This is a genomic window from Mariniphaga sediminis, from assembly GCF_003573545.1.
GTDB classification, from domain to species: Bacteria; Bacteroidota; Bacteroidia; order Bacteroidales; family Prolixibacteraceae; genus Mariniphaga; species Mariniphaga sediminis.
Map to the genome: position 1 here is coordinate 33008 of NZ_QWET01000024.1, position 20595 is coordinate 53602.

The 20595-nt window shown below is 41.8% G+C and carries 18 protein-coding genes; 6 read left to right on the top strand and 12 right to left on the bottom strand.

The window, feature by feature from the left end; translation table 11 throughout:
• Window position 1: 1 nt before the first annotated feature.
• From D1164_RS20940 to D1164_RS20965, 6 genes are all read right to left on the bottom strand, one after another.
• Complete coding sequence (locus D1164_RS20940; protein WP_119351863.1) at window positions 2-871, bottom strand: DUF4249 domain-containing protein; 870 nt, start codon at window positions 869-871, stop codon at window positions 2-4.
• A gap of 509 nt (window positions 872-1380) precedes the next feature.
• Complete coding sequence (locus D1164_RS20945; protein WP_119351864.1) at window positions 1381-1944, bottom strand: outer membrane beta-barrel protein; 564 nt, start codon at window positions 1942-1944, stop codon at window positions 1381-1383.
• A gap of 28 nt (window positions 1945-1972) precedes the next feature.
• Entirely contained in the window at window positions 1973-4288 is a 2316-nt protein-coding gene (locus D1164_RS20950; RefSeq protein ID WP_172594566.1) for a TonB-dependent receptor, read from the bottom strand.
• Window positions 4289-4290: 2 nt separating this feature from the next.
• A complete protein-coding gene (locus tag D1164_RS20955; RefSeq protein WP_119351866.1) occupies window positions 4291-5163 on the bottom strand; it encodes a DUF4249 domain-containing protein in 873 nt (290 codons plus the stop codon).
• Between the two features lie 2 nt (window positions 5164-5165).
• Window positions 5166-6023, bottom strand: a complete 858-nt coding sequence (locus tag D1164_RS20960) for a DUF4249 domain-containing protein (RefSeq protein ID WP_119351867.1) — start codon at window positions 6021-6023, stop codon at window positions 5166-5168.
• Between the two features lie 356 nt (window positions 6024-6379).
• Window positions 6380-7969, bottom strand: a complete 1590-nt coding sequence (locus tag D1164_RS20965) for an arylsulfatase (protein WP_206611086.1) — start codon at window positions 7967-7969, stop codon at window positions 6380-6382.
• 258 nt (window positions 7970-8227) lie between these two features.
• On the opposite strand from D1164_RS20965, the gene D1164_RS20970 reads away from it, so the two are divergent.
• Complete coding sequence (locus D1164_RS20970; RefSeq protein ID WP_119351868.1) at window positions 8228-10693, top strand: TonB-dependent receptor; 2466 nt, start codon at window positions 8228-8230, stop codon at window positions 10691-10693.
• Window positions 10694-10764: 71 nt separating this feature from the next.
• On the opposite strand, the gene creD is transcribed toward D1164_RS20970, so the two are convergent.
• The 3 genes from creD to D1164_RS20985 form a co-directional block, all read right to left on the bottom strand.
• Window positions 10765-12087, bottom strand: a complete 1323-nt coding sequence (creD, locus tag D1164_RS20975; protein ID WP_119351869.1) for a cell envelope integrity protein CreD — start codon at window positions 12085-12087, stop codon at window positions 10765-10767.
• Window positions 12088-12148: 61 nt separating this feature from the next.
• Window positions 12149-12445 (bottom strand): winged helix-turn-helix domain-containing protein, encoded by a 297-nt coding sequence (locus D1164_RS20980; protein ID WP_119351870.1) that lies wholly within the window; start codon window positions 12443-12445, stop codon window positions 12149-12151.
• Entirely contained in the window at window positions 12442-13077 is a 636-nt protein-coding gene (locus D1164_RS20985; protein ID WP_119351871.1) for a hypothetical protein, read from the bottom strand. Before D1164_RS20985 ends, D1164_RS20980 begins: the two co-directional genes overlap by 4 nt.
• A gap of 155 nt (window positions 13078-13232) precedes the next feature.
• On the opposite strand from D1164_RS20985, the gene mnmD reads away from it, so the two are divergent.
• The 5 genes from mnmD (at window position 13233) to D1164_RS21010 (ending at window position 16553) form a co-directional block, all read left to right on the top strand.
• The gene (gene mnmD / locus D1164_RS20990; protein ID WP_119351872.1) at window positions 13233-13910 is read left to right on the top strand and encodes a tRNA (5-methylaminomethyl-2-thiouridine)(34)-methyltransferase MnmD; all 678 of its coding nucleotides are present in this window, start codon (window positions 13233-13235) and stop codon (window positions 13908-13910) included.
• A gap of 53 nt (window positions 13911-13963) precedes the next feature.
• Window positions 13964-14575, top strand: coding sequence for an FKBP-type peptidyl-prolyl cis-trans isomerase (locus D1164_RS20995; protein ID WP_119351873.1), 612 nt, complete (start codon window positions 13964-13966; stop codon window positions 14573-14575).
• Between the two features lie 12 nt (window positions 14576-14587).
• The gene (locus D1164_RS21000) at window positions 14588-15295 is read left to right on the top strand and encodes an FKBP-type peptidyl-prolyl cis-trans isomerase (RefSeq protein WP_119351874.1); all 708 of its coding nucleotides are present in this window, start codon (window positions 14588-14590) and stop codon (window positions 15293-15295) included.
• Between the two features lie 74 nt (window positions 15296-15369).
• Window positions 15370-15741, top strand: a complete 372-nt coding sequence (locus tag D1164_RS21005; protein WP_119351875.1) for a DUF3127 domain-containing protein — start codon at window positions 15370-15372, stop codon at window positions 15739-15741.
• A 53-nt stretch (window positions 15742-15794) separates the two neighbouring features.
• A complete protein-coding gene (locus D1164_RS21010) occupies window positions 15795-16553 on the top strand; it encodes an SGNH/GDSL hydrolase family protein (RefSeq protein WP_119351876.1) in 759 nt (252 codons plus the stop codon).
• 54 nt (window positions 16554-16607) lie between these two features.
• Here the strand turns inward: D1164_RS21010 and D1164_RS21015 are convergent, their stop codons facing one another.
• From D1164_RS21015 to D1164_RS21025, 3 genes are read right to left on the bottom strand one after another with little or no spacing between them, the layout of a single operon-like run.
• Window positions 16608-17588, bottom strand: a complete 981-nt coding sequence (locus D1164_RS21015) for an aldo/keto reductase (protein ID WP_119351877.1) — start codon at window positions 17586-17588, stop codon at window positions 16608-16610.
• Window positions 17589-17643: 55 nt separating this feature from the next.
• The gene (locus D1164_RS21020; RefSeq protein ID WP_119351878.1) at window positions 17644-18639 is read right to left on the bottom strand and encodes an aldo/keto reductase; all 996 of its coding nucleotides are present in this window, start codon (window positions 18637-18639) and stop codon (window positions 17644-17646) included.
• Between the two features lie 5 nt (window positions 18640-18644).
• On the bottom strand, window positions 18645-20534 hold the full coding sequence (locus D1164_RS21025) for a tetratricopeptide repeat protein (RefSeq protein ID WP_172594567.1): 1890 nt from the start codon (window positions 20532-20534) through the stop codon (window positions 18645-18647).
• Between the last annotated feature and the right edge of the window lie 61 nt (window positions 20535-20595).

Genomic DNA, 20595 nt, shown 5'->3' on the forward strand with positions numbered 1-20595 from the left:
GTTATAAAACAATTGTTGAGATAGAACAAGCGCCAAAAATGCCGAAACCGTTTTCTATATTTGAATAAATCTGAACCGGCTCATTAAACGGAAGGTCAGACTCCTCATTTAATTTGTATAGTATGCTGGTTTTTATGTATTTATCGTAATGTTCGCTCGCATTTAAAATATGTTTGGCTCTGTATTCATTTGCTGGAACTAAATCAGGAATAATAAAATCAAGTATTTGCCCGTCATATCCTTCATCTGACAACCGTATTTGATAATAATGCATAAAACCGTATTTTTCTTCGATTTCATACCTGCGGTTAAAGGTGTCGGCAAACGGGGCATTAAGAACAACACCTCCTCCGCCACCACCCTTGATTCCTCTTGAAATGGCAGTAGAAAACAGCCAATAATTATTTTTTCCCTGCTTGTCGTGTATTTGGACATTCAGGTTGTACCTCAATAAATTATACTGGTCGTAACCCACGGTATCTTTAGACCAGGTAATTTCAGGTTTGTTCGGGACAATTGTTGAAGCCGATATCTTCCCATATTCTTCCGAATCAACTGTAATTCGGTATGTTTTTCCGGAAACAGGAACCTTGTTGAGTTTAAATTTGCCATTTCCTGCATGTGAAAATCTGCCCAGTAAATTTTCTTCTTCGTATAACAGAATTTCGGCATCGTTTACGGTTTTTATCTCATTAATGGTATCCAGCATTTTGGAAAGGGAAAGACTGGCTGTAATGACCGCTGAATCGGGATTCAATATACAGTTCAGGCAAAGCCTGGGTTCATGCTCAAAATCAAAACTAACATCTTCTTCACAGGAAAGAAAAATTGCGGTAACCAGTAAAATAATAAAAGTGCTTTTAAACTTCATATTTAATACTTGATAATTTTTTTAATAAAATAAGTACTGCAACCAGCTCCGGAGACCGGATTAGTATAAACTGGCTGAGTTGCTTTTAGCCCCTGATACTGTATTCTATTGCCATGCAACTATTGTTTTTTTAGCCTCTGCCAAAAAAACTCTCCTATGTTATTCTCTCCGAAAAAATGTGCCTAGGTAAGGACTCCTGCAAACATATAAAATAATCACATCCTATCAATACATTGTGATTGGTTTTTATATGTTCTGTAATATAATTTTATCTGTTGCCGAATTTTATGCGGGCTTCATTTAAGTGTTTGTATATGAGTTGTGTGATTGGAGATGTACTGATACTATTTATTATTTGTGTTTTTTTATGTAGGTATTATATGCTTTTTCCAACTCTTCTACTTTCTCCGGATATTCACCGACAAGGTCATCGATTTCAGTGGGATCGTCTTTCAGGTTATACAATTCCCAGGCTTCTCCGTTGGTACATACAATTTGTTGAAATTAACCTACCTGAAAATTGGAATATTAACATCGAACATAATTACTGACCTTCGGTATTTAATAAATAGCCCCCGATTATCGCGTTTATACATAAAATCAGATTTGTTGATACCATGTTGGTAGTTCAGGAAAATTTTCACCCAATTCAAATCGTAGCCTGCACCTAGTTGTGCATTCATTTCAAATTTTTCACGCTCAATATTTTTTGTTAGGAGCCAGGCGCCTGAAAGACCGGCTTTAACAACAATATTATTGTTCAGTTTCCATCCATAATTTATGGGTAATTCCAGGGAATTTAAGTCCATGTCAACTTGCAAAAACATTTCATCAATTGCCGTTTTTCTGAAATTGTAACGCAATCCTGATTCAACAAACTGCCGATTAAATACCGGCTTTAAGACGTATAACCCGCCATTTACAGAAAAACTGTTGGTTAACTTAAATTCATTTTCACTGGTGATGGTGTTTAAATACCCACCTCCTGCCACAAGGCCAATTTCGATTTTATTCTGTGCTTTAACTGATACAGCAGCAAGTATAAAAAGAAAAGAAATCGTCAATTTTTTCATCTTTAATTATTTTGAATGATTTTATTTTTTAGAACGTGTATTTGAATCCTACAGATGGGATAACCGGAAATATGGAGATTTGCTTCACCTGTCCGCCGGGGTTTTTGTAATAATACCACGGGTTCATTCGGTTATAAACATTGTAAACAGAGAATGACCAGGTATATGTTTTTCCATCCTGTTTTTTTCTTTTAAGGTTATAGCCCAAATCGAGATGGTGAAAAACAGGCATTTTCAGGTTGTTGGGGTTGTCATAAGATTGTTTTGATTGTTGCCAGTCCGGAACTCCGTGGGTATTTTCACTGGCGCCCGGCAAATATATTCCTTCATATTCCACATCAGGCATGCTGAGGTTATTGCCCGATTGGAGTGTAAAACCGAAGGAGATAGATTTTTCACGGTGCTTGTTATTCAGAATCCGGTATTCTCCCAACAAAGAGATATCGTGCCTTCTATCATATTTGTGCGGGAACCAGCGCCCCTGGTTAACTTCGTTGAATTGCCTTTCTGACCAAGCCAGCGTGTAAGACAGCATTCCGGTAAGTTTTCCCTGAACTTTTTTTACCATAAATTCTGCACCGTAAGCCCTGCCTTGCCCAACCGAAATATTTTTGTGCCATTTTGTATCCTGGGAACTCAGAAAAACAGCCCCTTCCTCGAAGCGGATAACATCATGCATCCATTTGTAGTATGTTTCCACTCCAAACACATATTTTGAAAATCGTTGTTCGATACCAGCCGATATTTGCCGGCTTTCCTGTGGTTTTACCTCATCCGTTGAAGCTACCCACAAATCGGTTGGCATGCCCAGCGAAGAGTTGGACAACAAGTGGATAAACTGGGTCATTTTTGTGTAGGAGATTGTAGCCGAAAAACCAGTATGCGGCTGAACTCTTAATGCTGCCCTTGGCTCAAGATAGCTGTATGTTTTTTTCCCGGTAATATAAGTTACTCCCCTTACTCCGAGGTTCAGCGAAAAAATGCCTGTTTTTAAATTATTTTCGACAAAAGATTCAACATGAAACGAATTGTTTTTTTGCTCTTCATTCAGGGTGATATCCGCATCATCCCCTTTCATTTGTACAATGTTGGGTGCAAACGCCATACGAGAAGCTTTCCCTCCAAACCTAAGGGTGTAGGATGGCGACAGATACCAGTCAAAATCAGCTTTCAAAGCCAAATCCTGCATTTCCGAAGTGGCATGAAATACAACTTTCTGCTTTGCCGATTTTGTGCTCCCAAGGTTCTCAAGCTGGTAGCGGCTGTAATACGCTGAAATATTTGAAAATAGTTTGGGCGAAAAAATGTGGTTCCAGCGAAATACGGAAGTTACATTCCCCCAGTTATAGCGGAATTTGCTATTTGTTCCGTCGCGGTTATCGTTGCTGTACTGACTGTCTTTACCTGAATAGACACTTAAATAAACGCGGTTTCTGTTGTTGATTATCCAGTTCGTTTTTGCATTGAAATCGTAAAAATAGTAGCCGTAGTTTCCATCCCTTTCTATGGCTGCCTGGTATAAAAACATGGGAATATCAAGCAGGGTCCTTCTTAGCGAGACGATAAATGCTGCAGTATCTTTTTTTATGGGCGCCTCGTAGGTCATTCGTGCCGAAACCGGGCTGATTGAAAAAACTCCGCGCGGTTCCTGCATGTTCCCCTCTTTCATTGAAATATCCAAAACTGATGAAAGCCTTCCTCCATAACGGGCGGGAATCCCCCCTTTATACATCGACACACTTTTTATGGCATCGCTGTTGAATACGGAGAAGAAACCAAAAAGGTGGTTGACATTATATACGGGCACTCCGTCTAGCAATATCAGGTTTTGGTCGTTGCTACCGCCACGCACATTAAAGCCGGCGCTGCTTTCGCGGGCCGATTTTATGCCCGGCTGAAATTGCAGGGTTTTTAGTACATCACGCTCACCGAGAATTACGGGCATCCGATCTATTTCTTCCATGGCCGGGTTGAGAAAGCTTAAAGACGATAATTGCGAACTGACCTCATCTGTCCGTTTTGCTTTTACTTCAATCTCTTCCAGTTCGATGCCGGTGGGGAGCTGAAAATTTATGGTGGTGTCATTTTTTAAATCAATCTGTTTAATTATGGTTTTATAGCCAACAAACCGGCAGGATAATTTGTAAGTGCCAAGAGGTAGCGTTAAACTGTAAAAACCGTAATTGTTTGTTGCCACACCTAAGTCGGGATCTGCAATAACTGTTGCTCCTGTTAACCGTTCCTTGTCCGAAGCGCTTTCGGCATATCCGTTTATGATTGCTTTTTTTTGCGCATAAGCCGGGAATGATATTGCCAGCAATAAGAATAGAACAAATTTTTTCATGTTCAGAGCTTTATGGTGGTTATGGTACATGCCCCGAAGATGCCGTAACCGTTTTTAATGTTGGAATAGATTTGCACAGGTTCTTTAAAAGGCAATTCACCTTCGCTGTTCATACGGGCTTTTACTGACGATTTTATGTATTTATCGTAGTGTTCGTCAGCCGATAAAAAGCTGGTAAACAGCCCTGTTTTACCATAAGTACTAAACCTGAGAATACTTCCGTCATAACCTACATCCGATATTCTCACATAATAACTGTAAGTAAAGCCATGTTGTGCCTCAGTATCAGTTTGCCGGTTAAAGTTGTCAATAAAGGGGGCTTTTACAGAGGAAGTGAAAAATCCACCCCCTGAATACGTAACTCCGTGCACTGTATGCTTTCCGTACAACCAATAATTAGTGAGCCCTGGTGTATCGTGTATTTCATAATACACATCTAACAAATAATAAAGCCCCTGCTCACTATATTCCAGCGTATCCTGCCGATGGCCAACAATGGGCTTTTGCGGCACTACTGTTTGGGCAGTCAGGTTGTCAAAATCAGGGTGCAAAACAACAATTTTATATTCATTTTGATTTTTTGGATGGTAGTTTAAATAATAATTCCCTTCACCTCTAGGAGTTAACGTGCCCAGCTCAGTGTCGTTTTCATAAAGCACGATTTTGGCATCGTCCACCGGCTCAAATGTGGTGCTGTTTTCAATGTCTCTCGAAAGCGTCAGTCGGGCGCTAATGGTAGAATCGGGATTTAATATACAGTTCAGGCAAAGTTTGGATGGTCGATCAAACTCGAATGTAACATCTTTTTCGCAGGAGGGGAAAAGTGTTGCTCCCAAGAATAATAACAATAATATATTCAATAAATATTTTTTCATTACTATAGCTTTATGGTAGTTATAGCACACGAACCAAAAATGCCATACCCGTTTTCAATGTTGGAATAGATTTGCACAGGTTCTTTAAAAGGCAATTCACCCTCGCTGTTCAGGCGGGCTTTAACAGACGATTTAATGTATTTATCGTAGTGTTCGTCGGCCGAAAGAAAATGGGTAAAACTTCCTGTTTTGCCACCTGCTTCAAAACCAAGAGTACTTTCTTCGTAGCCAACGTCTGATATACGAACATAGTAGCTGTAAACAAATCCATACTTGGCATCAGAGTCTATTGTCCGGTTAAAATCATCAATAAAAGGGGCTTTTATTGATAGTAATCCTGCGCTTGAATAAGTTATTCCATGCAGGGTATGTTTCCAGTAAAACCAATAGTTGGTGGGGCCGGGTGTATCATGTATTTCGTAATGTACATCGAGCAAATAAAAAAGCCCCGCTTCAATATACTCCAGCGTATCCGGTTGATGATACACAACAGGTTGTAGGGGAATTGCTGTGGTGGCTTCCAGGTTGTCAAAATCAGGGTGCAAAACAACAATTTTATATTCATTTTGAGTTTTTGGATGGTAGTTTAAGTAATAGTTTCCTTCGCCTTCAGAAGTTAGCGCATTCAGCTCCGTTCCGTTTTCGTAAAGTATAATTGTGGCATCGTCCACCGGCTGAAATGTGGTGCTGTTTTCAATGTTTCTCGATAAGGTTAACCGGGCAGTAATGGTAGAATCGGGGTTTAATATGCAGTTTAGGCAAAGTTTAACAGGCCGGTCAAAATCGATTGTAACGTCTTTTTCACAGGAGAGAAAAAGTATAGAAGCCAGTAAAATAATAAAAAGGGTTTTCAGTTTCATCTTTAATGCTTGATAATTAATTTTAGTAAAATAAGTACTGCAACCAGCTCCGGAGACCGGATTAGTATAAACGGGCTAAGTTGCTTTTAGTCACTGATACTATTATATTCTATTGCCATGCAACTATTGTTTTTTTAGCCTCTGCCAAAAAAAATCTCTCCTATGTTATTCTCTCCGAAAAAATGCGCCTAGGTGAGGACTCCTGCAAACATATTAAAATAATCACATCCAATCAATACATTATGATTGGTTTTTATATGTTCTGTAATATAATTTTACCTGCTGCCTAATCTTATGTAAGCTTCATTTAAGTGTTTGTATATGAGTCGTGTGATTGGGGATGTGATGTACTGATACTATTTATTATTTGTGTTTTTCATGTAGGTATTATATGCTTTTTCCAACTCCTCTACTTTCTCCGGATATTCTCCGGCAAGGTCATCGATTTCAGTGGGATCGTCTTTCAGGTTATACAATTCCCAGGCTTCTCCGTTGGCGCGTACAATTTTGAAATCGCCCTGGCGAAACATGCGGAAACGGTCGGTCCAGCCGGACATAAAAAACTCCGGGTTTTCCCTTTCTCCTCCCAGAAGGACAGGCATAAGTGAGCTTCCCTGCAGGGGTTGCGGCGTAATCTCTCCCAGCATTTCCGGATAGTTAACTCCGGCTGCTTCCAGCAGAGTAGGGGCTACATCAACAATATGCCCCGTCTGGCGGGTGATGGAACCGGGCTTCACTTTTTCGGGCCAGCGCACAATGAAGTGGGTATGTGTTCCCCCTTCATGTCCGTATTGTTTGAAGTACCGGAACGGAGTATTTCCTGCATTGGCCCAGGCCGCGCACAGCGTACGAAATCCTTCGGCAGCTCCCGGAGGAAAATCAAAGTCGCGGTTGCTGTCGTACGGGCACGAGCCATTGTCCGACATGTAAACAACAATGGTATTTTCGGCAATTCCTTTTTCGTCCAGATAATCCAACAGCCGTCCAATGTTTTGATCCATTCGGTCGACCATGGCAGCAAATACAGCCATTTCCAAATCGAGTTCATCCTGCTCCTGCTCATCCAAATCATTCCAGGGACGGTACTGTGGTATTTGGGCCCTCCGTTCTTCATTCCCATCCGGATGCCCCCTGAATTTGTTGATGTTGGAACTGGGTGGGCTCAGGGGGGTATTCTCAGGAATCAACCCAAGCTTTTTCAGTCGTTCCATCCTCTCTTCCCTGATTTTGTCCCATCCTTTTTTGTACTGACCGCGGTATTTGGCAATGTCTTCCGGACGGGCCTGCAACGGGTAATGTGCGGCCCCGTATCCCATAAAAAGAAAGAAAGGCTGGCCGTTGTTAACCGGTTCTTCCAACCAGCGCAGCGCATTGTCGGTGAGCGCATCGGTTTTGAAAAACGGCTTGTCTTTATGGTAAATCTGGTCGATATTTTCTACGGTGTCTCCATTCAGAATAAACGGACGGCTAAATTTTCCGGAGGGAGGTTCAAAAAATTCATTCATTGCTTCAAATGTGAGCGACTGGTCAGACACATTCTTCGCTAAAACATGTTCCGGAGCCCATTTCATCCAGTGCTCCTTCCCGGAATGGATTATATAGTAACCTGAATTACGAAGTACCTGTGCAAAATTAACCGCATTTTTCCCTCCTTCGTATAACCCGGTGAACAGGGTAGAGCGCGACGGCTCACATTTTGCCATATTATAAAAGTTGGCAAACCGGATACCTTCGTCGGCCAGTCGGTCAATGTGGGGCGTTCTGATTTCAGAACCATAGGCGCCCACATCGGAGTACCCCATATCGTCGCTTAAAATAAAAATGATGTTGGGTTTTTCCGAAGACATTTTTGCCGTTTTGGACTTTGAGGAAATTTGTACGTACAATAAAAAAGCTCCGAGAATAACCGCAACAATAACGAAAAAGTAGAGCCAAATTTGCTTCATAATTCAAATGCTATTTAGAATGCTGCAAATATAAAAATTATTGTATGTTTGCGTCCTATTAAAAGGGTAGGATAAGTTGTAGAATAAATGTAAAGCCAGTCAATAAATTCAATTGATTGGGTCACTGAATAGTACAACAGGTTTTTGTTAAACCATTCAATTTTAGAATAAGAACAGGTGAGTTTTCACCGCTGAGAAAGTAATTAAACCGGTACATCGTTTCCGGTTTTTGTATGTATAAATTTTTGTAAAGTAAAAATGAAACAGTTTTTTGGGATATTATTTTGTCTTTTTGCCTTTAAGTCTTTTGCACAAGAGGGTGGAGTTTCAGGAAGAATTTCTGATGCGTTGGATGAAAGACCGATGGAATATGCCAGCGTGGCAGTTTTTCGTACGCCGGATTCCACGCTTGTTACCGGCGGAATTACCAACAGGTCAGGTCATTTCAAAATAGAAAAGCTCCATTCGGGCAACTATTTTATCCGGGCGCATTTTTTAGGGTATGAAAATGAAACAACCGGCGCATTTGCTTTGAAGGACGGAGAAACCCTGCATGTTGGAACAATAATGCTTACGCCGGCCCGGCAACTGGTAGAGGAAGTAAATGTAACCGGCAACCGCATAAATGCCATGAACAAATTAGATAAGCAAACCTATCATGCGGAGCAGTTCGAGTCAGCAAAAGGCGGTTCGGCAGTGGATGTTTTGAGGAATATGCCGGCTATTTCCGTAAACGGTCAGGGGGAAATTACGGTGCGTGGGTCATCCGGCTTTTTGGTGCTGATTGACGGCAAACCGGTTCTAACCGATGCCCAAACTGCATTGAGCCAGCTTCCGGCAAATGCAGTGGAGCATGTGGAATTGATTACTTCCCCTTCTGCCAAATACGATCCGGACGGAAAAGCCGGGATTGTCAATATTACCACCAAGAGCGGTACTGTTAACGGAACCGGCCTGATTGTAAATGCCAACTACGGTTTGCCCGGTACAACAGACTTCGATAACAAGCGAATATCCAGGCGGTTTGGAGGAGACATAACGTTTAACTACCAAAAGAATAAGTGGGATATTTCGGTTGGCGGAAACTATACGCGAAACGATCTGAATGGGTATCGTGTGGGAGATGTTTGGATTGAGAATGTTGAAAACAATACGGTTAACCGGTTCCCGTCGGAGGGTGAGCGGAGCTTTAACCGTTACAATTATGCAGCGCGCGCGGCTGTTCAGTTTAAGGCTGATGAAAACAATATTCTTTCCTTGGGTATTTTTAGCGGGAAGCGTTACCAGGAGCGTGATGCCGATATTTTTTATTCCAATTCTCAATGGACTCTTGATACCAATGAAAAAATTTATGAGGTGTTGTATTACAATGCCAACAAGCAAATTAAGCAAGGAACATTTACCCTGGGAAATGTTGATTATACTCATATTTTTGCTGACAAATCTTCGCTGACTGCATCGTTTTTATATGAATACGATGATTTGCACGGAACGACACATAATCTGAATCTGACGGAACCGGGAGGCGATGTGATACAATATGTTCAAAATCCGTATAAAAAACCAATAAACGGGTACCGGTTTAAATTGGACCATGCTGTGGCACTGTGGAATGGAAAACTGGAAAGCGGCTATCAGTTCCGGAATGATTCACAGGATGGTACGTTTGATTATATTCTAACCCCGGAAGATTCACCTCAGCCTGATACAGACCGTTTCCGGGGAACAGCCGTTTCAAAGAACCGGATTAATTCCGTGTACAGCCAATTCTCCGGGGCTACGGAAAAACTGGAGTATATTGTCGGGTTACGTTATGAATATTCCCGGAGGACGGTGAAACTCTCTTTTGACCCACAGGAGCATGTGCTGGAGTTGTCGAATTTATTCCCTTCTGCCAACCTGTTGTATTCCATAAGGCCGGATTTAAAGCTGAAGGCAGGATTCAGTCGCCGGATTCAACGTTCCACGAATAACCAGTTAAACCCGATTCCCGAAAGGGAGCACTCTGAAACACTGGAAGTAGGCGACCCGGATTTGCGCCCGGAGTTTGTTAGCCTCGGGGAAATCGGACTGACAAAACAATTTGAAGATGGCAGTTCGGCATTTATAACAGCGTATATCCAACAAAGTAAAGATCCGGTTCAGCGGGTAAACAGCATTTATGCTGACACCATCCTGAACCGCGTGTATACCAACATAGAAGAAGGTCGTTCTGCTGGGTTTGAGGTGGGGGCGGATCTTCATCCCGCCAAGTGGTGGGCCATGTTTTTTGGCGGAAATATTTTCCATCAGTCCTATAAAGGCAGCCTGAAAATTCTGGATGCGCCTCCTATTGCCATTGATAATTCGGGATGGGTTTATTCCATCAATGCCAATACTACGTTTGATATTGCTCCTACATGGAGCCTGCAGGCCAACGTTAACTACCTTTCCAAACGCCCTACAGCCCAAGGGAAGGATTCAAGGTACCTTATTCCAAATTTATCTTTGAAAAAGAGTTTTTGGGAAAACCGGCTTACCGCAGGTTTACAGTGGCAGAACATCGATTTGGGAATGGAGCAGTCGCACCGGCAGCTGATTACCACCTGGGGTAGCCATTTTTACACTACCACCAACTATATTTATGAACCCGATTTTCTGGTGCTGAATGTGAGCTATAACTTCAACTGGAAAAATGGAAAACTGAAACTTCCTTCCAGCGAGTTTGGGGAAAAAGAGTTTTAGAAGGGAAAGGCCGTCTGAAAAGGTTCATTGCCTCTGCACTGGTAATGTTCTTTTCAGACGGCCTCATTGTTTCAGTCATTGTACCATTTTATTTTCCGGGTAAAAAACATGGTCAACCCCAGAACACAAAATAATCCGATACTTCCGGCAAGAAGGGCGTAGGATTCAAGTTGCATTAAGACAAATATAAATCCAAACGAAAAAGTCAGAATGAGGGTCTGAATAGCCGAATGAATCCATTTTTTCAGAAAGGTTCGTGAATAGGCAAAAACCATAATGACTACGGCTGAAGCGGAGATTAAATAGGCCAGATTGAACCCCAGTTGCTCCGAAACAGACAACAGCAGCAGATAAAAAATCAGAATAGAAAATCCGACAAGGATATACTGAAATGGATGAACCTTCTGTTTGGTAATTACTTCATTTAAAAAGAAAGCCAGAAATGTGAACAAAATTACCAAGATAGCATATTTGGCAGATCGCGAGCTTTTCTGGTAATGATCGGCCATTGTGACCAGTTTGACCCCAAAGTCGGAGCCTGTAACCCGGTACTCATCATTTTTCCATTCCTGCGGATAGTTCCGGTTAAAGTTTAAAATTTTCCATCGGGCTTTAAACCCGTTTTTATCGATGGTATATTCAGCGGGGAGAAAGTTCCCTTCAAATCCCGGATCATTCCACTCTGATTGCATGGTTACTTCAGTGGTTTCCCCAAGCGGAGCAAAGTTAAGGGATTTAGAACCTTTCAGGTTGAGGTTGATTTGAAATGTCCCTTGAAAATCATCATCCGGGAGAAGGGGAAGCGGCAGCGAAATTCCGTTTTGACCAACCAACAGGTTTTCCATTCCCGGTAAAAAAGGAAAAGATTTGCCGTTCCATAATAAGGAAACATTGTCGTTGATTCCCCGTAAATCACTGACTGACAAAAGTATTTTAGCTTTATCCCACAGAACATCTTTGGGCGAAATTTTTAATGTTTCAAAATCCGGCATTTCAAACCGGCCGGTTATTTTAATATCTGATGTAAAAACAACTGTTTCATAAATACTTCTCTTTCTTTTTTTCGGCAAAACAGTGCTTTCAATATTCAGTGTTTCCGGTAAAAAATAACACGTACGGATTTCTTCCTGAATCTCTTCTCCTGCCTTGTTCAAATGGCGTTCGGTGTAGGGAATGGATAGCACTGGTCCCCTCACTGTTTGAGGTAACGACCAATTTTGCATCACGTCTTTTTGAGTCGTCTCGGCGGTAATTTGCCTTTCGTGGATGAGTCCCAGAATCATAAATTTGGGAATGAGCAAAGCAATGGCAATGGCCCCAATGATAAATACTTTAAGGGTAATTTGCCCGTTAGCTGACCTCTGTTTGTCCAGAAAAAAATCTTTTGTTTCCATTTTTTTAATTAATTGTATTTACAAAGAACTTTGAATTTCAAAGTATAAAAAGAAAAAAAAATTACAGTTGTTTCAGAATATCCTCCAAGGCTTGAAGGTGACGGTCAAATGCCGCCTTCCCTTTTTCTGTCATTTCGTAGCTTGTATTGGGTTTTCTGTTGTTAAAACTTTTAATTACCGCAATATATCCTGCCTTTTCCAGTGATTTGAGATGACTGGCAAGGTTCCCGTCTGTAACCTCAAGCATTTCTTTGAGATGGTTGAAGGATGCACGCGGGTTTACCGATAAAACGGACATGACGCCAAGCCTGGTTTTATTGTCAAAAGCCTTATCGAGATGTTGAAACAGGTTTTTCACAGCGTGTCAGTTTTTGTACGGTGTTCGTACCTGAAATACATTAACGCACCGTAGATGATATGAATGACTCCAAATCCGAGCGCCCAAAACAGTAATCCGACTGCGGGAAAAAGGGCTGCAAGTATCCCCAGTGTAATCTGAAGAATTCCCATGTAAAAAATTTCCTGCCGGGTGAATTTGGCTGCATTTACCAGGGCCAGACCGTAAAAAATCAGGCAGGCCGGTGAAATAATACTGTACATTTCCCTGAAAATAAAAACCAGAATAAAGATTCCGCCGCTTAACAATGGGATAGAAAGGTTGAGTAGCATTAACCGTGAGCCGGGATTCCAGATTTTTTTATTCATCTTTTTTGCCCTGCGGAAGGTCAGCCAGATGGTTGTAACAAATGCCGACAATAAAACCACTCCCGCGATAATTAACAGCCTTGTTACAGGTTGTGCAACATGCTCTCCGGATAAATATACCGGAGACGAAAGGTAAATAATACGATAAGCGAAAAAGGCGCCCGCCAAGGCATAAATACCGATTAAAATTCCCGATAAACCACTCAGCGATAGAAAACGGCTGGATTCTTCCATCATTTTCCGGATCTCTTTTATTTCGGCTAAATAATTTTCAGTTGTTTTCATTTTAAAAGTACTTTGAAATACAAAGTTAGGCAATTAAATTTGAAAATGAAAAAATAAAATAGCCCGAAAATTGTTTTTTGTTCTTCTATCTTTGCGTCGCTATACATGGTAAAAAGAGATATATCTAATTTTAATATGACAGCTTTTTTAGGATAATGAATCCGGAATACAGAAATACAGCAGACGGATCAGGTACCCTTTATTTGCCGGAAATGAATGAGCAATACCATTCCTTAAACGGTGCGGTTACTGAATCAAAGCATGTTTTTATTGAAATGGGCTATCGTTTTCATTCCGCTCCCAATCCCGTCATTTTTGAGGTCGGGTTTGGAACAGGATTAAATTGTTTGCTGACGGCAGATTTGGCAGAGAAAGATCAACGTTCCGTTTTTTATATTGCCATCGAAAAATATCCACTATCATCTGAGACAATAAAAAAACTCGATTATGGCCGGTTTATTCAGGGGAAAGGCCGGGAATTGTTTTCTTCAATCCATGAATGTGTGTGGGATGTCCCGGTACAACTCACTCCCTGGTTTACATTACTCAAATTAAAAGCCGACTTTACCGGTAATGAATGGCAAATACCACAACACTGTGATATTATTTATTTTGATGCTTTTGGCCCCGATAAACAGCCTGAAATGTGGTCTCTCCCTAATTTTCTTCACCTATCCCAACTGATGTCTCCCGGTGGGGTTTTTGTTACATACAGCGCCAAAGGGATGGTACGCAGGCAATTGACAGAAGTTGGTTTCACAGTGGAAAGACTACCGGGACCTCCCGGGAAAAAAGAGATGCTCAGGGGAATAAAAACGGCATCTGGAATTTAATTGCCAAAAAATTAAATTATCTTCGCAACCTTTAATCAAGAAAAAAAACAGTCATGGCAGAAGAAAAATTGACCGGTGAATTGGAACGGTTCAGTTATGCCCTGGGAATGAGTGTTGCTTCAAATCTTATAAAGTCTGGAGTAAAAAACATTAATCCGGAAGCATTTCTAAAAGCAGTTAATGACACGTATTTGGGGGAGATGCCTCAGTTATTGCCCGACGAAGCCAACAAAATTTTGGAAAGTTTTATGGGAAAAGCTGAGCAGGAAGCCGCCAATGAAAATTTGAAGAACGGGTTGGATTTTTTGTTTCAGAATCGTTCTGAAGATGGTGTGGTTGAGCTTCCCAGCGGTTTACAGTACAAAGTATTAAACGAGGGCGAAGGTGACCTGCCTACCCTTACTGACCAGGTAAAATGTCATTATCATGGAAGCCTGATAGACGGAACTGTTTTTGATAGTTCGGTTGAACGTGGAAACCCTGCTGTTTTCCCTGTTAACGGGGTTATTCGCGGATGGGTGGAAGCCTTACAGTTGATGCCTGTCGGTTCAAAATGGCGGCTTTTTGTTCCGCCCGATCTTGGCTATGGAGAACAGGGAGCCGGTAGTGTTATCGGGCCTAATTCCACCCTCGTGTTCGATGTTGAATTATTGGAAATCGTTTAAATATATTTAATTATGAGAAACAGTGTTATCTATTTACCGGCCATTCTGCTATTAATTGTTGGTATGAGTTGTCAGCAATCGGGGTCAGTTAAAAAAGTAAAGCTCGAAACGGCAGCTGATTCGGCTGGTTATGCCATTGGTATTTTGGTAGGAAATAACAACAAGCAACAAATTGAAAATGCCCCGGGTGGGGGAGATATTAATGTAGAAGCTATGGTAGCTGCCTTTAGTATAGCTGCGTTAGAGCAGGAAGGTGAAATGACCGTAGAAGAAGCAGACCAGGTAATCCGTTCCTATTTCGAACAAGCTGGGGAAAAGGAAAGTCAGAAAAACCTGGAAGAAGGGAATGCTTTCCTGGAAGAAAACAAAAGCCGTGAGGGAGTTAATACCACTGCCAGCGGACTTCAGTATGAAGTGATAAATGAAGGCACCGGGGCAAAACCGACGGCCGAAGACCGCGTACGGGTTCATTATCATGGAACATTGATTGACGGTACTGTTTTCGATAGTTCTGTTGATCGTGGTGAACCGGCTGTATTTGGTGTAGGACAAGTGATTCCGGGGTGGACTGAAGCTTTGCAACTGATGTCTGTTGGATCGAAATGGAAAGTTTATATTCCTTCTGATCTGGGATATGGCGAACGTGGCGCAGGCGGCGATATTGGCCCGAACAGCACGTTGGTTTTTGAAGTGGAGCTTCTCGAAATAGTTGAAGAATAGGAAAATAATATTTTTTGGATAAAAACCCTTTGTTGTTCTTCCTACAAAGGGTTTCTTTTTTTATTTTAGCTCTCATGAGTTTACAGTTAAAAGGAAAGATACAACAAATACTGAATCCCGAATCCGGGGTCAGTCGTGCAGGTAAAGAGTGGAAAAAACAGGAGTTTGTAATTGAAACCGAAGAGCAGTTTCCAAAGAAAGTGTGCTTCACTCTCTTTAATGATAAACTTTCATTGCTGGAAGGGATAAGCGAAGGCGAAGACGTGGAAGTGTCGTTCAATCTCGAATCAAGAGAATTTAAAGGGAAATGGTATCACAATATCAATGCCTGGAAAATGGATAAAGTTTCAGGAGAAGGAGTGTTGCAGGAAGCGCCTCCTGAATTCAGACCAGAAGACATCCCGCCAGAACCTGCCGAAGGGCCGGAAGGAGACCTTCCATTCTAGCCCGTTCGACCTAGATTAATTGACAATATGATAAAAAATCAAATTAGTACCAGATGAATCTGTCCAGAAGAAAATTTTTTGGCCGATCGGTAGCAGGTGTTGCCGGTTTGGCAAGTATTCCAGCTATTGTATCTGCTAGTATTGCACCTGAAAAGAAAAACAACAAATTTTCCCTTTTTGAAAAAGAAGGAACCGTTCTTTTCCAGGGAGATTCGATTACCGATGCCAGGCGGGAAAAAGAAAAGGAGTTACCAAACAATCCGCAGTCATTTGGCTCAGGCTATGCTTTTCTTGCCGCATCATTTTTGATGAATGCCCTTCCGGAAAAAAATCTTACCATCTATAACAGGGGAATCAGTGGAAACAAGGTGTTTCAGTTAGCTGACCGATGGCAAAAAGATTGTCTCGGTTTGAAACCAGACGTACTTAGTATTTTAATTGGGGTAAACGATTACTGGCATAAAAGAGCGGGTAAATATGACGGCACCGTAGAAATTTATGAAAATGATTACCGTGCTTTGCTTCAGCGTACTAAAGAAAATCTTCCCGATGTAAAATTGGTAATCTGTCAGCCGTTTGCCGTTTTAAACACTTCGGCAGTGGATGAAACATGGGTTAAACCCATGAAAGGGTACCAAAAATCTGCAAAGAAAATGGCCGATGAATTCGATGCCATTTGGGTTCCTTTCCAGGAAGTTTTCGACGAAGCGATAAAACATGCTCCTCCTACTTACTGGACGGGTGATGGTGTTCATCCATCCATGGCGGGGGCGCAACTTATGGCCGAAGCCTGGCTCCGGTCGGTTGAATAAAAAAGAGGGCAGTCAAATATTAATTGGCTGCCCTTTTTTTATCCCTTTCTATTTTTATGCCCAATGCATTCCATCGTGATAACCGGGTTGCATCCAGGGTAAATCTTTACTCCGGTAAAACGGATCAAGCGAAGCCCGTAATTCTTTCATTCGCTCATTGCTAAGCGGCTTGAATGATTTGAGGATTGCAATGTTTTCATTCATTACATCCAGGCTGTCGGTGCCAATTACCGCAGCTGTAATATCTTTTAAAGTCAGCGCATATTTCACCAGGTCCCGGGGCTCCAGCCCGTTTACAGTTTCTCTTGGCCGGATGACCTTCATTGCCAGAACGCCCATTCCTTTTTTTGCTGCAACCGGAACCGGTTGTTCCTCAAACGACTGGCCTTCTTTCTGATGGTTCAGGGCAATAAGCATGGTGTCGAAATCGTACATCTCAGCAGCCAGTTTCATTGCTGAAGCCGAAGTGTGGCCGGTAAAACCAATGTGCCGGATAACGCCTTCTTCCTGGTACTTCTTCAAAACAGGAAGCACTCCGTCGGCCGCTCCAAATTGTTTTACTTCTTCTTCCGTGGTAACACTGTGAACCTGAAATAAATCAATGTAATCCGTTTGAAGTCTTTTTAAACTGGTTTCAATGGTACGTTTGGCATCATCTGCCTTTCGTTCGCCTACTTTTGTGGCAAGGAAAACCTTTTGGCGTACCGATTTCAAAATCTTTCCTATACGCTCTTCACTGAATTCATGATCATTTTTATACAATGCGGCGGTATCCCAGTAGTAGAGTCCTTTGTTGAGGCCGGTTTCCAATATTTCCAGCCCTTTTTCCTCTTCTACTGCCATAAAACGGCTACCCAATCCCAAGATAAGCCGGGGTATGCGTACTCCGGTTTTCCCGAGCATTGTTGTGGGTAATCCTTTCGCATCATAAGGAGATGCGGAATAGGAACCTGTTGTGGGGACTAAAATAGCGCCTGCCGTGGCGGCACTGGTTGTTTTGATAAAATCCCTGCGGGTGAAATCCTTTTTTTTCATATCGCTTTGTTTTTATGGGACATATATTCGTTTGCTACACTAGATTACTATATAATTACAATTTTAAACTGAGGTTGTTTAGTTTCGAATTGATTATTTTCATTTCGTCTTCGGAAATTGTGAGTGCGGCTGCCCCGATGTTTTCGGTTACCTGTTTTTCATTTCTGGCGCCAACAAGTAAACAGGTAATACCGGGCTGATAAAGGGTCCACCGGATAACGAGTTGTGCGAGTGTGGCATTTTTCTCTTCGGCAATGGGTTTTATTTCGTTCAAAAACTGATTGATATTTGTAATATTGGGTTCTTTATAGAATGGCGTTTTAGGTCGGTGGTCGCCCGGCTCAAAAGGATAATCGGGTGTAATTTTTCCGGTTAAGATACCCCGTTGCAACGGACTGTACACAATAATCGCTTTGTTATTGTCAATACAGTATGGTACCAAATCCTTTTCAATATTACGAAAAACCATACTGTAGGGTACCTGATTTGAAGCCAGACTGAAATGTTTTTCTGCCTCTTCCATTTGCTCTGTTGTAAAATTGCTTACTCCGCCGGCTCGAATTTTCCCCTGGGTTTTGAGAATCTCAAGCGCTTCCATGGTTTCTTCCACCGGTGTATCAGTGTCTGGCCAGTGTTGTTGGAAAAGGTCGATATAGTCCGTTCCCAGCCTTCTTAACGAGTTTTCGCATTCTTTGATAACGCTTTCTTTTCTTCCTGTTCTGTAAACGGATAATTCATTGCCCTGGTTATCTGTGGTTTTTTCGATGTGCAGGTTATTCGAAACAATATCCCAGCGTAACCCGAATTTGGTAAGGATTTCTACCTTGTCGCGCTTTCCTTTTATTGCTTTACCTACAAATTCTTCACTTTGTCCAAATCCGTAAATCGGCGCTGTGTCAATCGTTGTCATTCCGTTTTCAATCGCGCATTCGATGGCCTGAATTGACTCTTTTTCTTCTGCTCCTCCCCAGAACCAGCCTCCAATAGCCCACGCGCCAAAAGTGAGTGGTGTAATTTTTACATCTGTTCCGGGCAATGTAATCTTCTCCATTTTTTTTATTGTTTTAAGTGATTAAGGTATCCTGCATTTACTTTAAATCCAAGTTGTTCCGCTCTTTGAGCATCCAGGAGTGCATTTTTTTTATCATTCATGGCATTCAGGGCCAGGGAACGATTAAGGAAAAAGGCGCCTTTTGTAGCATCGAGCTGAATTGACCGGTTAAATTCGGTCAGCGCTTTTTCATATTCATTTAAGTAAAGATGACATAACCCGATGGTGTTTATCACATCCGGGTCGTTGGGTTTAACCGAAAGGTATTTGCTGAAATCTGCTATCGATTTGTGATATTCTTTTTGCTGAAACCATACAAAGGCACGGTTTGAAAGTGCACTGGAATTCAGGGGATCCAGTTCAAGTGCTTTGTTGAAATCATTCAGCGCTTTTTCCCATTCCTGCTTCACGCCGTAAACAGAACCGCGATTGGCAAGCGCATTGGCAAAGTTCGGTTCCAGTTCAATGGCCTTGTTGTAATCAGCCAGCGCTTTATCAATATCGCCCCTGTCAAAATAGATTTTACCCCTGTTGTTATATGTTTTACTTTTGTCAGGTTTCAGTTGAATGGCTTTGTTATAATTTTCCAAGGCTCTTTCCGGTTGATTTTGTCTACGTAAATAATGCCCCAGATTATTGTAAGGCAAAGGTGTATCCGGGTATTTTTCAATTACGTCTGTCCAGAGTGTTTCACTGTTTTGCCAGACTTTTGTGCGGCTGTAGGTGCCAAACGACAACAAAATCAGGTAACCAGTCAAAACAGAATAGATGAATGCACGCTGCCTGTGCATCTTATCTGTTACAATTTCTGTTGTTTTTGCCACAATTAAAAACAATCCGACATAGGGAATATATGTAAACCGGTCAGCCAGAAAACCTTGTCCGGCGCCAACTACCTGCAACAGAAATACAATGTTAAACAGAAAAAAAAGGATGCCGTAAGTGAGAATCTTGTTCGACCTGAATTTTATAAATGGTATGGATATTATAGCTAGTGCGGGAACCATACTCAGGTAAAATAAGGCTGATATTTTTTCAGGATATGGATAAATAGCCGACATTTCCCAGGGGACAAAGGCTTTAAGCGAATAAACAACAAATGAGTAGCTGCCAATAAACAGCCGCTGCAGAATAGGGAAGGATGAGCCAGCATCGAGCGAACCCTGCTGACGCAAAAACCAAATGCCCACTATTCCTGTGGCCAATGCCAGTAAAAAGAATGGGATTTTCTCCAGAATGAGTTTTCTGTCCAAATGGCGCGAAAACCAGTAATCCATAAGGAGCAGGGTGGGAGCAAGAGCTACCGCCTGTATTTTAGCCAGCAGGGAAAGAGTGAACATGCCGAGTGACAACACAAAGAGCCAGCCTTTTTTTTGTCTGACATAATCGGTATAAAAAATGAGGGACAACAGGTAAAAGGCCCCAAACAGCACGTCTTTTCGTTCGGTTATCCAAACAACCGATTCCGTTCGCATGGGATGGATTCCAAAAAGAAGGGCAACCAGGAAGGCGACCAGAAACGAAAGCCCCATTTTTCGCATTAACATAAAAACCAGTAAGGTGCAAAATATATGAAGCAACAGGTTGTTCAGGTGGTATAGCCAGGGGGATTCCCCGGCAAAACGGTATTCGATGGCAAAGGTTAGCGTGGAGAGTGGATTGTAATTTCCGATAACATGATCGGAAAAGATGCCTTTAACGTCGAAACGAACCACATTACTGTTTTCATAAATATTCACATCGTCGTCCCAGTTGACGAATTCATATTTTAGCGACGGAGAGAAAAGGAGGAATGTAAAAATGACCAGAAACAATCCGCCCCTGAACCATTTTTTTGCAGAATCTGCGTGGGGTTGCCCCGTTTTTTTGTTTGATTTTTTTTTCGTCTTTTTCATTCTCAATTTGAGCATAGGATAGGGAGCTAAAATAAAGAGATCTTGGCAGGAATCAAAATTG

Excerpts from the sequence above, each read along its gene's own strand:
- D1164_RS20985 (WP_119351871.1), bottom strand. The coding sequence starts at position 13,077 with ATGAAAACAACTGAAAATTATTTAGCCGAAATAAAAGAGATCCGGAAA.
- D1164_RS20960 (WP_119351867.1), bottom strand. The coding sequence starts at position 6,023 with ATGAAACTGAAAACCCTTTTTATTATTTTACTGGCTTCTATACTTTTT.
- mnmD (WP_119351872.1), top strand. The coding sequence starts at position 13,233 with ATGAATCCGGAATACAGAAATACAGCAGACGGATCAGGTACCCTTTAT.
- D1164_RS20940 (WP_119351863.1), bottom strand. The coding sequence starts at position 871 with ATGAAGTTTAAAAGCACTTTTATTATTTTACTGGTTACCGCAATTTTT.
- D1164_RS21000 (WP_119351874.1), top strand. The coding sequence starts at position 14,588 with ATGAGAAACAGTGTTATCTATTTACCGGCCATTCTGCTATTAATTGTT.
- D1164_RS21010 (WP_119351876.1), top strand. The coding sequence starts at position 15,795 with ATGAATCTGTCCAGAAGAAAATTTTTTGGCCGATCGGTAGCAGGTGTT.
- D1164_RS20955 (WP_119351866.1), bottom strand. The coding sequence starts at position 5,163 with ATGAAAAAATATTTATTGAATATATTATTGTTATTATTCTTGGGAGCA.
- creD (WP_119351869.1), bottom strand. The coding sequence starts at position 12,087 with ATGGAAACAAAAGATTTTTTTCTGGACAAACAGAGGTCAGCTAACGGG.
- D1164_RS20945 (WP_119351864.1), bottom strand. The coding sequence starts at position 1,944 with ATGAAAAAATTGACGATTTCTTTTCTTTTTATACTTGCTGCTGTATCA.
- D1164_RS20950 (WP_172594566.1), bottom strand. The coding sequence starts at position 4,288 with ATGAAAAAATTTGTTCTATTCTTATTGCTGGCAATATCATTCCCGGCT.
- D1164_RS21025 (WP_172594567.1), bottom strand. The coding sequence starts at position 20,534 with ATGAAAAAGACGAAAAAAAAATCAAACAAAAAAACGGGGCAACCCCAC.
- D1164_RS20995 (WP_119351873.1), top strand. The coding sequence starts at position 13,964 with ATGGCAGAAGAAAAATTGACCGGTGAATTGGAACGGTTCAGTTATGCC.
- D1164_RS21015 (WP_119351877.1), bottom strand. The coding sequence starts at position 17,588 with ATGAAAAAAAAGGATTTCACCCGCAGGGATTTTATCAAAACAACCAGT.
- D1164_RS20970 (WP_119351868.1), top strand. The coding sequence starts at position 8,228 with ATGAAACAGTTTTTTGGGATATTATTTTGTCTTTTTGCCTTTAAGTCT.
- D1164_RS21005 (WP_119351875.1), top strand. The coding sequence starts at position 15,370 with ATGAGTTTACAGTTAAAAGGAAAGATACAACAAATACTGAATCCCGAA.
- D1164_RS21020 (WP_119351878.1), bottom strand. The coding sequence starts at position 18,639 with ATGGAGAAGATTACATTGCCCGGAACAGATGTAAAAATTACACCACTC.
- D1164_RS20965 (WP_206611086.1), bottom strand. The coding sequence starts at position 7,969 with ATGAAGCAAATTTGGCTCTACTTTTTCGTTATTGTTGCGGTTATTCTC.